The following is a 15456-nucleotide window of genomic DNA, read 5'->3' as shown; positions in this document are numbered from 1 at the left end:
AAACCAAAAAAATAACAGCACCTCTAATCATAGAAAAGTGCTGTGTGTACAACCTATTATTTTTGTAGATGCCATGATGCAATTACCCCTTTTATCCTCCTCTAATATTCCCCTTTAATGACAAAGAACGACCCGCGTATCGTTCCAGCCAGCTTAGACTTTTGCCTCGCAAACTTGAATTTCCCTTCTAACTCCTCGGGAATCTCCATCCCTTCAGAGAGCTTAAACCCAACTGCTCGCTTCTTAGCGTTATCAACTGTGTACATAACGTTGACTGCAAGACCATCCTCATAAAAGACGTAAGTCATTTTGATATTCTCTACTTGGAAACGAGATGTTTCTAAAGGCTTAGCCACAAACTCGATATCTCGTTCCTCCTTCAAAATTCGATTGACATAATCCAGCGTATCCTGAGTCTCGCTGGCTTTCTCCACCGTAAATTCATGTTTATATTTGTTCATGAAGTAACGAGCTTCATTTGCGCGTAAACCAGCAAGCGCTTCTGCTACAGGGGAGGATTCTAATCCAACTGTTGATACATTTTTAAAATCAACGATATAGCTCATTTTTTTATCCACCTTTGTCATCTTATTTCCTCACAACAGGAATCCACATTTCGCCATAAACGATGCCATTTTTCTTCTCCATCTCAACCGTGGCATTTGGGCCACCAACATAAGCAAAATCTGATGCTCCTGGCAACACTTCACCAAAGGCAATCCCAGTAAGCGTTTGGCTTAATTCTTCTGCCGTATTTCCTTCCCCTTTAATCACTACATATTCTCCCTCAGGAAATTGGATCATCCTTGTTGCTTCCGGCAATGTTTGTTCCGATAGGACACCAGCATAGTACATCATTTTATTATTTACTGCTTCATTCACGGCAAAAATGTAGTCATTGGTGGCAACAGCCTTTAATGTATCAAGTCTGCCGTCTAGTTTAGCTGTCTCCCAAAAATCTTCCTTCTCCTTATTGATACCCGAATAATCTGTGTAGTCACTCTTAAGCTCTGTTCCGATACCTACAACCGTAAAACTGTTCTTTTCTTCCAACGTATAATTCGCCATATAAAAACCTTCCTTCTTTAAATTTTATCAAATGTCTTGTCATTTCATTTGATGAGTTTATAATAACCTTAAATCATGTCAAAAAATGATACTGTTTAGGAGGCCGAGATGAAAAAAGTGGAGCGAATTAATGTCATCATGCGATATATCAACAATCGTGGACATTTTACCATTTCTGAAATCATGCAAGAATTTAATATTTCTCGTTCGACAGCGATTCGGGATATTAGGGAAATTGAGGCAATGGGTATGCCACTTGTAGCGGAGGTTGGAAGGGATGGTGGATATTCTGTCATGAATAATTCTGTCCTACCAACTGTACGCTTTACCGATACGGAGATCAAAGCCCTTTTTATTGCCTTTATGGCGACAAGAAATCAACAGCTCCCTTACCTAAAAAGTCGCCAGTCCTTAGCCGAAAAACTACTTGGTCTCATCTCGGAAAATCAGCAGGATGACCTCGTTCTATTAAATCAAATTTTACTGTTTGAAGGGACCAACCCCCATAATCCAGATCTACTGGATTTGTCAGACTTACCCCATCCTATGTTAGAGCAACTCATCCAGAGCATTCTTTCAGATATCTATTTATGGATTACCGTTCAAGAGGAGAAGCTAATGAAGTCTTACCCAATTTACCTCTTGCACCTTTACCGGGAAAAGAGTATTTGGCTGATAGAAGGCTTTGATTTAGAGGAAGAAAAGAGACAGATTTTCTCTGTGGACAATCTCATCGATGTTAAGCCATACACGGAGAAAAAAAGAGTAGGGAAGAAAAAGATACAAGAGAAATTAAAAATGCAGGAAGAGGTAGCGAACCTTGTTGTGGAGCTTGGACCAAAAGCGATCGTTCAGTTTAAAAAATATCACCCTTTAAAGGCATCCATTTCTTATACGAATCCTTATCAGACGGAAGCTGTTTTGAGGATGTTTATTAATGTGAAGAATAGCGAAGAATTGACGGAAATGATCAACTGGTTACTATTTCTTGGAAGAGATATCAAGGTTAGGGAAATACCTGTGGAGGTTTTGGAGGGGGTGCGAGAGAGGTTGGATTTGTTTTGTAGAAAATAGTTCTTAGAGTATGATCGGCTAACCCCCTCTATGAGTATGTATGAGGGCCTTCGGGATGAAGGTCATGCAAGTGTTGCCACAGGACGTGGCGAGATAAACCCTTTATACCTCTTAAATACTTTCGGTACGTTCTTGATTGCATTACTTGCATTGATCGTTTCTCCGATCAATAGAAAATAGACCTCCCTATTTACCCAACAAGTAGCTAGGAGAGGTCTATCCCAAATTACAATAGCCGATCCCTCTGGGGGAATCGCTTATCTGTAACCCGTAGTACCAGCTACGGGTTATTTATTGCTATTGAAGTACCCTTGATAAAAGATAAAATTACTTTAGAAGTAGATAGTTTTGATTCACCTAACAGTTCAACATGGTTAATAGGTGATTTGAATAAACGAGAATAAGTGTCTACAGAAAGAATGCTTGGTTTGGGGAAACTCAAGCATTACAGTCTCTATTTGCTAGTACACGATCGATCAACAGACCTAGTAGAAGTAGGTTGGTTATTCTGTTTTTTTATATATGACAAAAATACTCCCACCAACGTGATAAACCCACCAATTATTGCATAAGTAGTTGGAAGTTCTCCAAGCCAGAGCCATGCTATAAGAAAAGCAATAACAGGAGTTAAATAAAGAGAACTTGTTGCTTCTGATGCACCTGTTTGTGAAGTAATATACGCTAGAGTAAAGTAAGGAATAACGGTTGGAAAAATTCCTAGATAAATAACTACTACTGTTATATCTATGGGAGCATCTATAATCGCATCTCCAAGGCCAGGAAAAAATATCATCATGAAAATAGTACCTGACCAAATCGTATACATGGTAAAGGTAACAAAGCCATATTTTTTTAGATAAGCATTTTGAAAAACAAAGTAAATACTTTCTGAAAGCGATGCAACTAAAATTAGGATAATTCCGATATTCAATGATAAATTTTCCGTTGCACCACCTAAAGAAATGAATGCCACGCCAGAAAACCCAATTAAGGAACCAATCCACCCTAAAATTCCTAACTTCTCACGAAAAAAGAGCAACGCCAACAAGGCTGTGAAAATAGGTGTTGTGGAAACTAATAAACTAGCAACCCCTGCATTAATTGTTTGTTCCCCATAATTTAACGCTGTCTGATAGACCGTAAATCCTAAAAAACCAAGTAATAAAATAATCGGTACATCTTTTAATTCTGGTAAACGAATTCCTTGAATAACCGCAACAAGAATTAAGGTTAATGATCCAATTAATAATCTCAAAAGGGACACATGTTCAGGTGAATAAGCGGTCAGTGCAGCTCTAATCCCAGGGAAGGCTGAGGCCCATAAAGTAATGGTAATCAAATGAGCAAAAGGAAGTTTTAAATTTAATGGATTTGTCATAATTACACCCCATTCCATATTTTTATCCAACCAGTCAAATCTAATTGTTCTCATCTTAATACGGCTTTGGTAAAATGTCTTCAACAGGCTAAATAGAAAAAACCCAACCAATTAGAGAGTGGTTAGGAAGAAGGAGTTCATATGCAAAAGCCAAAATATCAATTGATTGTTGATTTCATAAAAGACAAAATTTCTAAGGGCGAGTGGACAATAGGAAGTCGCATACCAAGTCAACGTCATCTAGCTAAAATGTTTGACGTCAATCGAAGTACCGTCATAACTGCACTAGAAGAACTAATGGCAGACGGACTGATAGAAGGGAAAGCAGGAATGGGGACTATTGTCACCAATAATACTTGGACTTTGATGGGGGAACAATCCTCAACCAATTGGAATGAAAAAGTCACTTTAGGCATTCATAAACCGAGTATTTCAACGGTACAGGAGATCAATGAAGCCGAATCTAATCATCATCTAATCCAATTAAGTAAAGGAGAATTATCACCAGAGATCTTCCCTTTAGAAGAAATGAGGTCGATATTACAAAAGGTTTCGAATCAAATGACCCCCTTTGGATACGAAGAACCAAAGGGGAATTTAAAGTTACGCCAAGCAATAAGTGATTATCTGAAAAATAGAGGAATAGATGTATCGCCATCATCCATTCTTGTAGTTTCAGGTGCACTTCAGGCCTTACATCTCATTTCAATAGGACTTTTACAAAGAGGATCAAGTGTATTTTTAGAAGTGCCATCTTACCTTTATTCGTTGACTGTTTTTCAATCTATGGGTATGGAGTTGAAGGGAATACCAATGGATAAGAAGGGAATTAAGGTAGACTCCATTTATCAGACGAAGGGAAAAGGAAAGAGTATTCTATATACCATTCCTACCTTTCATAATCCTACAGGCACGTTAATGCAGAAGAATAGAAGGGAGGAACTCCTAGAATACTGTAAAAGGGAACAACTTCCCATTATTGAAGATGATGTGTATCGTGATTTATGGATAGATACCATACCACCAGAGCCATTGAAATCAATGGATTATTATGGGAGTGTTTTATATATTGGTAGTTTGTCAAAAACGTTAAGTCCTGGTTTGCGAATTGGATGGGTAGTTGGCGCCGAATCAGTGATAAACCGATTAGCTGATTTAAAAATGCAATCAGATTATGGATCAAGTACGTTTTCTCAGCTTGTTGCAATGGAGTGGTTATCTAGTGGATTATATGATCAACATCTTGAAACAGTAAGAGAGCAGCTTAAAGTTCGAAGAAGAACCGCTTTAGAAGCTTTGAACAAACATTTAAGCTCTTATGCTACGTGGGAAGTCCCAACAGGGGGGTTCTTCATTTGGATTAAAATAAAACCTGCGTTTAAAGTGAAAAGGTTATTTGATAAAGCATTATCCAAAGGTCTTCTCCTTAATCCTGGTAGTATTTATGCAGAACAATCCGGGCAGTTTATACGATTATCCTTTGGGTTTGCTTCTATAAATGAAATTAAAGTAGGTATATTTCAGTTAAGTCAAATCATTAAGGATGTGGATGATTAAATGCTTCTTTTAAACACCGGTCCAAAACTGCTCCATTACGGATGCTTTTCTACAAGATATGAATGTTCCGTTTGATATCTTTTTATTAATGAGTATTGTTGTTGCGACTTCTCAGCCATTGATTGAATTCGGCCGGTGTGCGCACATTATTATCTAATACAGCAGTATAGATATCGAAGCTTTTTACTTCCTTCCCATACTCTCTTTGTTGGGCCCAAACGGTTTTAATGCTTAATATAGAAATAATCGCTTCAGATGTAAGACGATCAGGCATTGTCCGGATATGGTATAAATCTGGCTGTTTTTCTGGCTCGTCTATGAACCAAATATCTAGTTCCCATTTGTTTCCGATTCTGGATTCGTAAGTTATACCTAGAAAATAACCGTCAGGGTATGTTGGATCAATGTTCCAATTGCCAGTATCGTTGATAAATTTCAAGTCCCGGACTTGAGGATTCGACATCAATTTCAAAGCAATTCTGGAAATTGGATCGATGCTCAACTTAGAACAAACAACCGTAATATCAAGGTCTCTCCATGCCATTAAACCTAGTGCTGCACTTCCCACTTTTACTGGTGTTCCGGCTGTTAGCAGCAATTGCTTAAGGTGCATCTCATCAGCAATCTCATCAGCTTCAGCTTGTAGCTGTAGTTGACGAGCAAGCAATTTATCCGGTTTTATCATTTTTTACTCTCCTTTTTCTACTAAGACGATTCTCTTCCAGCTACCCCATAGAAGAACAGCTCCATCAATTGATCCATATTCCAAGTTGTCCGTTCTGGAGTCGACCCTTCCCAATATCGACACAGTTCTTTCTGGAACATCGTGAAATATTGCAGCATCATCTCCTCAGTTTGGCCCTTGTGGATATAGCCCTCTTGCTTTCCGATTCTGACAAACTTCTTGAAAAATTGTACGATTTTCCGTTCACTATAACTATTCATCATTTGCATTAACCCCTTCCGCTCGGGGGAGGGGGCATTCGGAAACTCTTCCCCTAAAATTGTCAGATTTTTAGCCTCCAATAGCATAATTTCTTTCGTCTTTTCAGGAAAAGACAATGCGGAATCCAGAATGTCCTCATACTGTGCCAACTGCTTGTCCATCCAATTGATCAGAGAATCGGTATATAGCTGTTCTTTAGTACCAAAGTAATTATATATCGTTGCAGGAGATACCTTTGCTTTATGCGCAATCTCATTGATGCTGACCTTCTGAAAGCCATACTTAAAAAATAATTCAATCGATGCGCTGAATATTTGCTTTATTTTTTGCTGTTTCCGTCGTTCGTAGCCGTCCATCATCTTTCACCTCATATGTAGTGTAAACAAAGTTTTAGATATTTTCAATAAAAACACTCTAAAACATTGAAAATTCGAATTCGTTTAGTTATAATGTTTTAGAGTAAAACGCTATATACAGTACATAACTATCATATCATGGGTTGTTCATTAATTCATAGGAGGTAAGGGAATGAGACAATTTCGAATTCCTTCTTATTTGCACGATGTATTTGGTGAAAAACAATCTGTTGGGTCCATTCTGACAATACTATTTTTTGGAGGAATCCTAACAGCTGCTTTATATTACAGATTTCCCGAAATGACGGACAATTTGCCGAAGTGGCGTATTGCCCTGGCATTGTTATTGATATTCGATGTTTTTGCCGGCTGTTTAGCAAATTTTACGATTTCAACTAGCAACTTTTATGCGGCTCGAAAGACAAATCGAATCGTATTTATAGCAATCCATTTCCATATCCTGCTAATAGCCTTTCTTCTCAATACCGATATTGGGTATTCACTGTGGATATGGGCTTACACAATTATTGGTGCATTTATCGTTACTACACTTAGCGGAAAGGATTCGCAATTATTCATAGCGGGCTTGCTTTTGTCGATTGCTCTTGGCTTCATACCTATGCTTCCAGGCATAACGCCTTACATGCTAATCATTAGTATATTGTTTTTAGTAAAGGTTATGTTTAGCTTTGCCGTTGATCATTATGGTAAAGCTAAATATATGAGCAATGAAGAAGCATGAATATATTTTATTAGGTGATGTCCATGACTATTAAGAGAGTTTTTTATGGTACTTTTTGTTGTATTGTCTTTCTTGCATGGATTAATTATCTGATTAATAGAAAACTCCCATCGGGTAACCTTATCTTATTTTTATAACTCAATACATTAAGCTGAGCGTATTTTTTGTATAATCACATTCAAAATGACAAATGCTATCTAGAGAAAAGCACGGATAAAATAGGGAGGATAAGAGTTAATGCCCGAAGAAACTAAAATGTCTGCCTCTGAACTCGGAGCTCTATGGATGACATATCATAAAAAAACCATGATTTTGCGTATATTGGAATATTTTATTGATAAATCTGATGATCAAAAAGCAACAGATCTCATGTCGGATTTATGGAATCAACTTCATTCCTTAACCTTAGAAATGGAAACCATGTTTAAAAATGAAGGCGCAGCAGTTCCAAATGGTTTCACTGAAAAGGATGTTCAATTAGAAGCGCCAAAATTATGGGATAACGGTTTTGATATTATGTTATGCCGAATATTAAAGGAAATAAGCGCAGGAATGTACGTATTACATTTGACGATGTCTTACCGTCAAGACATTATAAAACTGTACAGGGATATGTCGGAAGTAACAGAAACCTTTTATGGTCATTTCACTCAATACCTTCTTGACAAAAAACTTTATACTCGCCCGAACTACGTTAATATGCCAAAGTCAACGGATTATATAACAGATAAGAATTACTTAAAAGGAACCAATATTTTTGGGAAGAAGCGAACATTAAATACGGTTGAATACGGCTACCTATATCATGCAATGGAAACGAATATTGTTGGTATGCAACTTTTACAAGGTTTCACTCAAACTACCAAAGACGAAGAGGTAAAGAAATATTTTATGGAAGGAATCGCACTTACAAAGGAAATTATAAGGGAGACTTCCGACATCCTGCTTGAAAATAACATCCAACCGCCTGCCACACCAGGAGGAACCGTTACAAACTCAACAATGCCACCTTTCTCCGAAAAGCTGATGATGTTCTGTAATTACCTTTTAGATGGCCTTTCTCTTGGCGGAGGTGGGTTTAGTGTGGGCTTTAGTTTACGCAATGATTTGCAATACAAAAATATGATTTTCGCTAAAGACTTATTTCAATATCAACGTAAAGGGGTTAACCTCATGATGGCTAAAGGTTGGTTGGAAGAACCACCAAAAATGAATTTATAAGAAAAAGAAAAAAGGGATTAATCGTCGTGACGAGCAATCCCTTTTTAGCAGGAGGGAAATTTACAGATCGACTCTCAAAGTACCAAGCGACTTAGCGATTTCCGGATCGTGATAGTCTAAAAAAAGACTTTCACGCGTATCAAGGGTAGAAATTAATTCGAGATCGTCCTCGTTCAACTCAAAATCGAAAATGTCCATGTTCTCGATGATCCGTTCTTTGTGCACCGATTTTGGAATCGCAACAACCTTATGCTGAATTAGCCAGCGAAACACTACCTGTGCGACAGATTTGTTGTGTTTTTTTGCAATAGAGCTTAGCACTTCGTTACGGAATAGGTTGTTGCGACCTTCTGCGAATGGCCCCCATGATTGATGCTGCACTCCATGCTCTTTCATAAAAGCTGCACTCTCCATCTGCTGGTAGAATGGATGTGTTTCTATCTGGTTGATGGCGGGTACGACTTCGTTATGCACGATGAGATCCATCAGACGGTCTGGCAGAAAGTTACTGACACCGATCGCCATGATCTTGCCTTCCTTGTAAAGCTCTTCCATTGCTCGCCAAGCGCCATAATAGTCTCCGAACGGCTGGTGAATGAGATATAAGTCGAGATAGTCAAGCTGTAGCTTTTTCAACAATTTGGAGAAGGCCAGTTTAGCACTCTCATAGTCAGCATCCTGAACCCAAAGCTTGGTCGTGATGAACAGCTCCTCACGTGGCACACCGCTACGCTTGATTGCACGTCCGACCGCTTCCTCATTCAGGTAACCAGCTGCAGTGTCAATCAGGCGGTAGCCAGCCATTAGCGCTTCATATACCGCGTTCTCGCACTCCTCTGCATCTGGAATTTGATAGACTCCGAAGCCAATGATCGGCATTTTGACTCCATTGTTTAAAGTGACAGTTTTCATTGTCATCCCTCCTATTGTTTGTGATACGACAAACAGCAGAAAATCCCGGAAAATGAACACAACATAAGGGATTGCGCTTACAGCCGATTCACATTACAATAAGTTTACCGACTTCGTGTTACACGAAGTCAAGTCGTTTCAACCCATTTTTTTCTTGAGGAGGATGACACATGTATACGGTCAAAGAAGCCGCCCTAATAACGGGACTTACCGAGCACGCGGTGCGCTATTATACGGATAAAGGCTTGGTGCCAAGTGTGCAGCGCAATAAAAACAATATTCGGATGTTCGACGAAGAATCGATCAACTGGCTATATGGCGCCAAGTGCCTCAAACAGACAGGGATGCCAATTAAAGTGATTAAAATGTATGTCGACCTCTGCCTTGAAGGAGATTCTACAGTCCAAGAACGCTGTGCCCTAATGATGGAGTATAGAGAAGCCGCACTCACTCAGCTCGAAGATGCCAAACGTCGTGTGGATCATCTAGAACAGAAAGCTGCTCAATATCAGGCCATCTTGGAGCAACGCGCTCCAGACACGACTAATCCCGCTAACTGGCATAAAATTGAGAAACAAGTGTAGCAGTCAAAAAGCAACCATAGATGGCACTTTGAGACGTCGATGTATTTCTGTATGCCTCCACAAAAAATTGGCTAAATGGAGTCCTGTATTTTGTCTCCATTTAGCCAATTCGTTGCTTTAATAAAATTCGAACATTAAGGGTTGTTAGCACCCTTACCATTTAATCTTCGTTTAAATAATTATCATATGCTTCTTGATTAATTTCCACATATCTATCCACTCCGAGAGATTCTAGACCGTTCACATAGTCATCCCAATCATCCTCTAAGCTTAATTCACCTGTTATAAATTGGGTGGCACTTTGTTCGACATTATCTAAAATATTTGTTTCCAACGTGGAATATTCATCTTGAACTTCTTCAGGATACCATGCTGCCCAGAATGGAAAGGTTTCTTCTGGTTCCTTACCTTCATATAGATAGGTTGCTTCCTGAAGTCTTCGTTCATACCCCTCATCTGTATAGATATCCTCAGCTTGAACTTGTCCATCACGGAACTCTCTCGGTTGGTAATACTGTGCAGCGGCGGACCAGTTATTATTGGTAGGTTCTTCAGGATGCAACAATTTCACATTTGGTTCCACATCTTCATTAATTGCCACATCACTCTCTTCAGAAGTCACCCAATCTTCTCCTTCTACTCCTAGGTGAGCACGGACCATTCCGTCTATAGTAAACATATAATCCAATAGTTTAATAGCTTTGACTTGAGTCTTTTCACTCGCCTTATTCGTAATGGCAAAAGTAGCACCATTAGTTACTGGATAATTGTACGTAGCATATTGATGATTTGGACCCTGCAAAGGAGCAATAGGATTATAGGCATACTGATTTTCATTATCTACGAATTCCCATGGATGCTGAGCAGCAGCAGCACCTAAAATAACATTGTCAGCATTATTTCCCAACTGAATAAAAGCATCACGATTTTGTGTGAACGCACCAGAGTCAATGAGTCCTTCTTCATACAAGGAATGAATATATTCTAAGCCTTCTCGCCACTCTGGTGTATTAGCTGCAAAACTAACTTCCCCATTTTTAACGAGTAATCTAGTTTGTGCATCGTCATATACAAAACCATTCATTAAAATAGGAATGATAGAATGATTAGGTGAAGCTGCAGAACCACTGAGCGGTAGTTCATCTTGTTTCCCGTTTCCATTAGGATCCTGTTCCTTAAAGGCAGTTAATACCTCTTTCAGCTCCTCGTGAGTGGAAGGGATATCTAAATTTAATTTTTCTAACCAGTCAGTGTTTAACCACAACTTATTCGGCCAGGTACAATGAAAACATTCTTCTAATCCTGGGATGCCATAAATATTTCCGTCGGGAGCGGTAGCAATCTTACGAAAGGAGTCCCGTTCATCCAAAACCTTAGATAAATTGGGTGCGTGCTCCTCAATCAAATCATTTAAAGGAATTAATGCTCCTTGTTCTCCATACTTTAATAATTCACTAGGCTCAAATTTATCTACCCAATCGACTAAAAAAAACACATCTGGATAATCTCCGCTAGCTAATGAAATTTGTCTTTTCTCCTTGGCGGACGAAGAATCATAAGATGTTTTTTGAAACTCAAAATGGATGTCAAATTCATCTTCGGCGAATTCAGTGAAAGAATTGGTCTCTAAATCCATTTCCCCATTTTCTGCAATAAATACGGACATATTTGTGTAACCATCCGAATTTTCCACTTCCTCACTTGCTTCTTCACCTGAGTCACAGGCACTTACGATGATCATTAGGAACATAAATAGTAACAAAGCGCGAAAATGCTTCTGTTTCATTCTAATTTCCTCCCTTTAATTTATAAAAATAAATTCTTAAAATGCTTCCAACCAACCCAAGGATTTCCTAATATAATTGAACGACATTGTAGTCTTTAAAAGCAATGACCGCACCAAGCATAGGTACATATTTGAAAATGATGAAATACAATACAGGCAGTATCATTAGAATATATAATTGCCAGTGCCTTTGGAAACTTTTTATGGCAGGATGACGTTTTACTACCTTAATGTTTTTCGATTGATTGATAGACTGATCCATTTTTATGCCCTCTTTAAATAAGATTCTTTGATAGTTAACGCTTTCAAAATTAGCATGTATGTTTTACATAGCAAACAGACAATGGAGTTTATGAGGTACAATTTCAGAAATTTATTTTTATAGAAAAACGTACATTATTAATGAGAGAGTACATTTTAGGATTTAGTCCATCTACTTCTATTTAGCCTCTAGTTTTCTTCAACATTTTCTAAAGATTAAAGAAAGTAACGATATATTAATATTTATTTGTTAATATTTGTTTATTTAAATTACTGGAAATGCTGTTTATGTTATGGATTTTTAAGTTGTGTTAGAAAGTTAGAAGATTGCTATGGATGCTTTAGTTGATCATATGTCATTAAAGTAGGAAAACTAGAAGGAGGGTCGTTTTATCAAGCAGATTAGCCCAGAAATTCAAGAATTGACCATCGAATCCTTGGAGAACTTTCTAAAATCATAGCAATTTAAAAGAAATTTTTTGATCCAATACAATGTAAAATAAATATAACTTTTTTATCTGCTAGAGTTCGTACTGAAAATCAAAAATACTATATGGAAGGTGAGATGTATGGCAAAGTTGATCTACTCAATGCTCACTTCGCTGGATGGTTACACGGAGGACAAACATGGCAAATTTGGCTGGGGTGTTCCCGAAGATGAGGAGGTGCACTCTTACATTAACGAACTCACGTCGTCAGTCGGTATTTATCTCTACGGGCGGAAGATGTACGAGGTGATGGCTTATTGGGAGACGGCACACAGGATCCCTGACCAACCAGAGTTCGTACTAAACTGGGCACACCAATGGAAGGCTGCTGAGAAAATTGTCTACTCAAGTACCCTTACCGAGCCGCGTAGCGCAAGGACGTTGATCAAGCGGTACTTTGATCCTGAGGAGATCCAGAAGCTCAAGTCTGATGCGGAGTATGACATCACTGTTGATGGTCCTGAACTTGCTTCTCAGGCGATAAAGGCCGGTCTTGTTGACGAGTTCCAGATGATTATGTGCCCCGTGATTGTTGGGGGCGGTAAGCGATTTTTTCCAGCTGGTGTTAGGCAGGAACTGGAACTGATTGAGGATCGCCGGTTTGACAATGGCGTAGTCGTTCTACGGTATGCTGCTCGTAACTGATAAAGACGAAAAATTAAGAAGTTTGAACTTGTACTTAGTCTATTTCCTATCCTAATTTGTTTTTCATGATTTCAATTGTATTGCCTAAACCCACCGTCTGGTGTACTATTATCAGGTGGTTTTATTATTTTATTGTTTGGCATAGCTATTCTTATTTAATCCCGCTAAAAAACAGGAGAAAAGACCTGTTATGGAGATTAATACCTCTACATCAACTATCTTAGTCAACTTTCCTATGAAGCTTTTTCTATATGTAAAAACTACAGAGGGTACCACTGAGAAGACGATCCATTAATAGTTTTTAATGGAACTGGTTTCCTACATAAGAGACCTCCCAATTATACTTAAAAAAATTCGAGTATCCGTTTTAAGTCTCTCTTGGGGGACAACCCGAACTTTCTGCGGTATTCCCGGCTGAAATGAGACGGACTTTCATAACCTACTTGGAACGCAGCTTCGGCGGCTTCTAGATTTTCTGTTAAAAGTAGTCGACGTGCCTCTTGGAGCCGGATTTGTTTTTGATATTGGATCGGGCTCATGCCTGTAGCTTCCTTGAAATAATGATACAAGGATGAAGAACTCATTCTAGCTTCCTTCGCCAATTCCTCCACTTTCAATGGCTTTCTGTATTCATGGTTCAGCAGCTCAACCACCTTTGCAATTCGTTGATATTGACTGCCAACGAGCGCAAAATGCTTCAGGGTGCCATTCTGGTCATTCTGAAGAACTCGATATATGATCTCATGATGGATACTGGCCGCAAGTACTGGGATATCCTGTGGAGTCTCTAGCAATTTGATTAGTCGGATAACGGCTTCGAGGAGAGATTCGCTCTTTGGGTTGATTACCAGTCCTCGACCAGAGGAGTGTTTAGGAATTTCTTGATTCATGGATTGAATGACCTCGAACACTTGATTCATGTCAAGCTGTAGATTTACACATAAATAGGGCTTTTCAGATGTTGCCTTTATGACCTGCCCTGTTATTGGCAAATGAACGGAAGCTGTCAAATAATTTGCTGAATCATATTTATAGCTCTCTTCCCCAAGTATGACTACCTTCGAGCCTTGTGCCACTACACATAATGATGGCTCGTAAACAGAATAAATCGGTTCAGAAACCTGGGATGCACGTACAAGGTGCAAACCTGGAATAGCCGTTTCATGCGTACCATCATTTATAACAAACCTCTCCATTAACTCAGCTAATTCTTTGTCTCGTCTCATGGATTACTCCTCCAACTTTTCCTGTACATGTATCAAGGTATCTTGCTATTTATATTATAGCCTTTTGGAGGATTAGGCAATGATTGTGTATTTCTCAGCTACCTCCCTCTATTCGTATTGAATTAAAATCATTTGTGTTCGCACTATTCAATTGGAGAATCTGAAAGGAGATAGTGAAATGGCAAAAGAACATGTAAATTCGCATCCCTATGTCGGCATGTGGGTGACTTCAGATGGATACATTCGTCACGAGTTATTACCAAACGGAAGATACGATGAAGCTCGTGGGGACATCGAAAGTGCTTATCAGGGAAGCTATACTGTCAAAGGCAATCATATCGAGTATCAGGATGATACAGGCTTTACAGCCAATGGTGATTTTGTCAATGGAGTGCTGTACCATGCAGGTATGGTTCTATATCGGGAAGAACTTAGTGAAGGGAGAAATGAGTGATGTCTGGACTAAATGGAAAAGTTGTTGTTATTACAGGGGCAAGTAGTGGAATTGGTGAAGCAACTGCACGACTACTTGCAAAGAGAGGTGTTCATATTGTAATCGGAGCAAGACGTTTAGAAAAGTTAGAAGCTATAGCATCTGCTATTCGTACAGAAGGTGGTTCTGTGATCGTTCAACAGGTCGACGTGACAGACCTTGAACAGATGCAGGCAATCATAGATGTAGCCGAAAGCCACTTTGGAGGAATCGATGCAATAGTGAACAATGCTGGTGTGATGCCACTCTCTCCGATGGATGCCTTAAAAACAGAGGAATGGAACCAGATGATTGATGTCAATATTCGCGGTGTTCTTAATGGAATTGCAGCAGGTATACCTATTATGAAAAAACAAGGCTTTGGGCATTTCCTTAACTTAGCATCTATTGGTGCTTACGAGGTATCCCCGACAGCGGCTGTTTACTGTGCTACCAAGTTTGCCGTTCGGGCAATTACAGATGGATTACGGCAAGAGATGGCGGGGCAAGGCATTCGAGTGACTCTCGTAGCTCCAGGAGTAACAGAATCAGAATTAGCTGGGAGCATAACAGACAATGAGGCAAAAGAGCTCATGAAAGAATATCGGCGCATTGCTCTCCCAGCTTCGGCTATTGCCCATGCAATCGCCTATGCTATTGAGCAACCGACTAATGTCGATGTGAATGAAATGGTGATTAGACCAGTAGTTTAGATTGACTTAAAGAACAATTCAGTTATC

At 39.1% G+C, this 15456-nt stretch carries 18 protein-coding genes; 9 read left to right on the top strand and 9 right to left on the bottom strand.

The window, feature by feature from the left end; genetic code table 11:
* Positions 1 to 101: 101 nt before the first annotated feature.
* Positions 102 to 566 (bottom strand): phage tail protein, encoded by a 465-nt coding sequence (locus tag ACZ5R4_RS12400; protein WP_109983299.1) that lies wholly within the window; start codon positions 564 to 566, stop codon positions 102 to 104.
* 22 nt (positions 567 to 588) lie between these two features.
* Positions 589 to 1068, bottom strand: a complete 480-nt coding sequence (locus tag ACZ5R4_RS12395) for a GyrI-like domain-containing protein (RefSeq protein WP_054859980.1) — start codon at positions 1066 to 1068, stop codon at positions 589 to 591.
* A 108-nt stretch (positions 1069 to 1176) separates the two neighbouring features.
* Here ACZ5R4_RS12395 and ACZ5R4_RS12390 point away from each other — a divergent pair, with 108 nt between their 5' ends.
* On the top strand, positions 1177 to 2142 hold the full coding sequence (locus tag ACZ5R4_RS12390) for a helix-turn-helix transcriptional regulator (RefSeq protein ID WP_464367393.1): 966 nt from the start codon (positions 1177 to 1179) through the stop codon (positions 2140 to 2142).
* 30 nt (positions 2143 to 2172) lie between these two features.
* Entirely contained in the window at positions 2173 to 2322 is a 150-nt protein-coding gene (locus tag ACZ5R4_RS12385) for a hypothetical protein (protein ID WP_464367392.1), read from the top strand.
* 274 nt (positions 2323 to 2596) lie between these two features.
* On the opposite strand, the gene ACZ5R4_RS12380 is transcribed toward ACZ5R4_RS12385, so the two are convergent.
* Complete coding sequence (locus ACZ5R4_RS12380) at positions 2597 to 3520, bottom strand: DMT family transporter (protein WP_277680111.1); 924 nt, start codon at positions 3518 to 3520, stop codon at positions 2597 to 2599.
* 141 nt (positions 3521 to 3661) lie between these two features.
* Here ACZ5R4_RS12380 and pdxR point away from each other — a divergent pair, with 141 nt between their 5' ends.
* On the top strand, positions 3662 to 5077 hold the full coding sequence (gene pdxR / locus ACZ5R4_RS12375) for a MocR-like pyridoxine biosynthesis transcription factor PdxR (protein ID WP_109983294.1): 1416 nt from the start codon (positions 3662 to 3664) through the stop codon (positions 5075 to 5077).
* Between the two features lie 85 nt (positions 5078 to 5162).
* Here the strand turns inward: pdxR and ACZ5R4_RS12370 are convergent, their stop codons facing one another.
* Both ACZ5R4_RS12370 and ACZ5R4_RS12365 read right to left on the bottom strand, forming a co-directional pair.
* Complete coding sequence (locus ACZ5R4_RS12370; RefSeq protein WP_054789292.1) at positions 5163 to 5762, bottom strand: hypothetical protein; 600 nt, start codon at positions 5760 to 5762, stop codon at positions 5163 to 5165.
* 20 nt (positions 5763 to 5782) lie between these two features.
* Positions 5783 to 6379: a TetR/AcrR family transcriptional regulator gene (locus tag ACZ5R4_RS12365; protein ID WP_109983293.1), complete on the bottom strand. Its 597-nt coding sequence runs from the start codon at positions 6377 to 6379 to the stop codon at positions 5783 to 5785.
* A 172-nt stretch (positions 6380 to 6551) separates the two neighbouring features.
* On the opposite strand from ACZ5R4_RS12365, the gene ACZ5R4_RS12360 reads away from it, so the two are divergent.
* Positions 6552 to 7121, top strand: coding sequence for a hypothetical protein (locus tag ACZ5R4_RS12360; RefSeq protein WP_054859985.1), 570 nt, complete (start codon positions 6552 to 6554; stop codon positions 7119 to 7121).
* A gap of 237 nt (positions 7122 to 7358) precedes the next feature.
* On the top strand, positions 7359 to 8342 hold the full coding sequence (locus ACZ5R4_RS12355; RefSeq protein WP_109983292.1) for a DUF3231 family protein: 984 nt from the start codon (positions 7359 to 7361) through the stop codon (positions 8340 to 8342).
* A gap of 60 nt (positions 8343 to 8402) precedes the next feature.
* Here ACZ5R4_RS12355 and ACZ5R4_RS12350 read toward each other — a convergent pair whose 3' ends face one another.
* The gene (locus ACZ5R4_RS12350; protein ID WP_464367391.1) at positions 8403 to 9254 is read right to left on the bottom strand and encodes an aldo/keto reductase; all 852 of its coding nucleotides are present in this window, start codon (positions 9252 to 9254) and stop codon (positions 8403 to 8405) included.
* A 170-nt stretch (positions 9255 to 9424) separates the two neighbouring features.
* Between ACZ5R4_RS12350 and ACZ5R4_RS12345 the strand changes: the two genes are divergently transcribed.
* Positions 9425 to 9838, top strand: coding sequence for a MerR family transcriptional regulator (locus tag ACZ5R4_RS12345; RefSeq protein ID WP_054859986.1), 414 nt, complete (start codon positions 9425 to 9427; stop codon positions 9836 to 9838).
* A gap of 160 nt (positions 9839 to 9998) precedes the next feature.
* Here the strand turns inward: ACZ5R4_RS12345 and ACZ5R4_RS12340 are convergent, their stop codons facing one another.
* The gene (locus tag ACZ5R4_RS12340; RefSeq protein ID WP_464367390.1) at positions 9999 to 11624 is read right to left on the bottom strand and encodes a type 2 periplasmic-binding domain-containing protein; all 1626 of its coding nucleotides are present in this window, start codon (positions 11622 to 11624) and stop codon (positions 9999 to 10001) included.
* A 67-nt stretch (positions 11625 to 11691) separates the two neighbouring features.
* Positions 11692 to 11886, bottom strand: a complete 195-nt coding sequence (locus ACZ5R4_RS12335) for a hypothetical protein (RefSeq protein WP_054859987.1) — start codon at positions 11884 to 11886, stop codon at positions 11692 to 11694.
* 568 nt (positions 11887 to 12454) lie between these two features.
* On the opposite strand from ACZ5R4_RS12335, the gene ACZ5R4_RS12330 reads away from it, so the two are divergent.
* A complete protein-coding gene (locus ACZ5R4_RS12330; RefSeq protein ID WP_464367389.1) occupies positions 12455 to 13018 on the top strand; it encodes a dihydrofolate reductase family protein in 564 nt (187 codons plus the stop codon).
* 344 nt (positions 13019 to 13362) lie between these two features.
* Here the strand turns inward: ACZ5R4_RS12330 and ACZ5R4_RS12325 are convergent, their stop codons facing one another.
* Entirely contained in the window at positions 13363 to 14244 is an 882-nt protein-coding gene (locus ACZ5R4_RS12325; protein ID WP_464367388.1) for an AraC family transcriptional regulator, read from the bottom strand.
* Positions 14245 to 14422: 178 nt separating this feature from the next.
* Between ACZ5R4_RS12325 and ACZ5R4_RS12320 the strand changes: the two genes are divergently transcribed.
* Entirely contained in the window at positions 14423 to 14698 is a 276-nt protein-coding gene (locus ACZ5R4_RS12320) for an Atu4866 domain-containing protein (protein ID WP_277679949.1), read from the top strand.
* The gene (locus ACZ5R4_RS12315; protein WP_464367387.1) at positions 14698 to 15429 is read left to right on the top strand and encodes an SDR family oxidoreductase; all 732 of its coding nucleotides are present in this window, start codon (positions 14698 to 14700) and stop codon (positions 15427 to 15429) included. Before ACZ5R4_RS12320 ends, ACZ5R4_RS12315 begins: the two co-directional genes overlap by 1 nt.
* Positions 15430 to 15456 lie beyond the last annotated feature (27 nt).

The organism is Gracilibacillus sp. JCM 18860 (assembly GCF_055395245.1).
Note: the sequence above shows the minus strand (reverse complement) of the source record. Positions and strands in the feature narration are given on the sequence as shown.

What these genes read in the sequence shown, in the direction of transcription:
- ACZ5R4_RS12400 (WP_109983299.1), bottom strand. Translation starts at nt 566, where the DNA reads ATGAGCTATATCGTTGATTTTAAAAATGTATCAACAGTTGGATTAGAA.
- ACZ5R4_RS12395 (WP_054859980.1), bottom strand. Translation starts at nt 1,068, where the DNA reads ATGGCGAATTATACGTTGGAAGAAAAGAACAGTTTTACGGTTGTAGGT.
- ACZ5R4_RS12390 (WP_464367393.1), top strand. Translation starts at nt 1,177, where the DNA reads ATGAAAAAAGTGGAGCGAATTAATGTCATCATGCGATATATCAACAAT.
- ACZ5R4_RS12385 (WP_464367392.1), top strand. Translation starts at nt 2,173, where the DNA reads ATGAGTATGTATGAGGGCCTTCGGGATGAAGGTCATGCAAGTGTTGCC.
- ACZ5R4_RS12380 (WP_277680111.1), bottom strand. Translation starts at nt 3,520, where the DNA reads ATGACAAATCCATTAAATTTAAAACTTCCTTTTGCTCATTTGATTACC.
- pdxR (WP_109983294.1), top strand. Translation starts at nt 3,662, where the DNA reads ATGCAAAAGCCAAAATATCAATTGATTGTTGATTTCATAAAAGACAAA.
- ACZ5R4_RS12370 (WP_054789292.1), bottom strand. Translation starts at nt 5,762, where the DNA reads ATGATAAAACCGGATAAATTGCTTGCTCGTCAACTACAGCTACAAGCT.
- ACZ5R4_RS12365 (WP_109983293.1), bottom strand. Translation starts at nt 6,379, where the DNA reads ATGGACGGCTACGAACGACGGAAACAGCAAAAAATAAAGCAAATATTC.
- ACZ5R4_RS12360 (WP_054859985.1), top strand. Translation starts at nt 6,552, where the DNA reads ATGAGACAATTTCGAATTCCTTCTTATTTGCACGATGTATTTGGTGAA.
- ACZ5R4_RS12355 (WP_109983292.1), top strand. Translation starts at nt 7,359, where the DNA reads ATGCCCGAAGAAACTAAAATGTCTGCCTCTGAACTCGGAGCTCTATGG.
- ACZ5R4_RS12350 (WP_464367391.1), bottom strand. Translation starts at nt 9,254, where the DNA reads ATGAAAACTGTCACTTTAAACAATGGAGTCAAAATGCCGATCATTGGC.
- ACZ5R4_RS12345 (WP_054859986.1), top strand. Translation starts at nt 9,425, where the DNA reads ATGTATACGGTCAAAGAAGCCGCCCTAATAACGGGACTTACCGAGCAC.
- ACZ5R4_RS12340 (WP_464367390.1), bottom strand. Translation starts at nt 11,624, where the DNA reads ATGAAACAGAAGCATTTTCGCGCTTTGTTACTATTTATGTTCCTAATG.
- ACZ5R4_RS12335 (WP_054859987.1), bottom strand. Translation starts at nt 11,886, where the DNA reads ATGGATCAGTCTATCAATCAATCGAAAAACATTAAGGTAGTAAAACGT.
- ACZ5R4_RS12330 (WP_464367389.1), top strand. Translation starts at nt 12,455, where the DNA reads ATGGCAAAGTTGATCTACTCAATGCTCACTTCGCTGGATGGTTACACG.
- ACZ5R4_RS12325 (WP_464367388.1), bottom strand. Translation starts at nt 14,244, where the DNA reads ATGAGACGAGACAAAGAATTAGCTGAGTTAATGGAGAGGTTTGTTATA.
- ACZ5R4_RS12320 (WP_277679949.1), top strand. Translation starts at nt 14,423, where the DNA reads ATGGCAAAAGAACATGTAAATTCGCATCCCTATGTCGGCATGTGGGTG.
- ACZ5R4_RS12315 (WP_464367387.1), top strand. Translation starts at nt 14,698, where the DNA reads ATGTCTGGACTAAATGGAAAAGTTGTTGTTATTACAGGGGCAAGTAGT.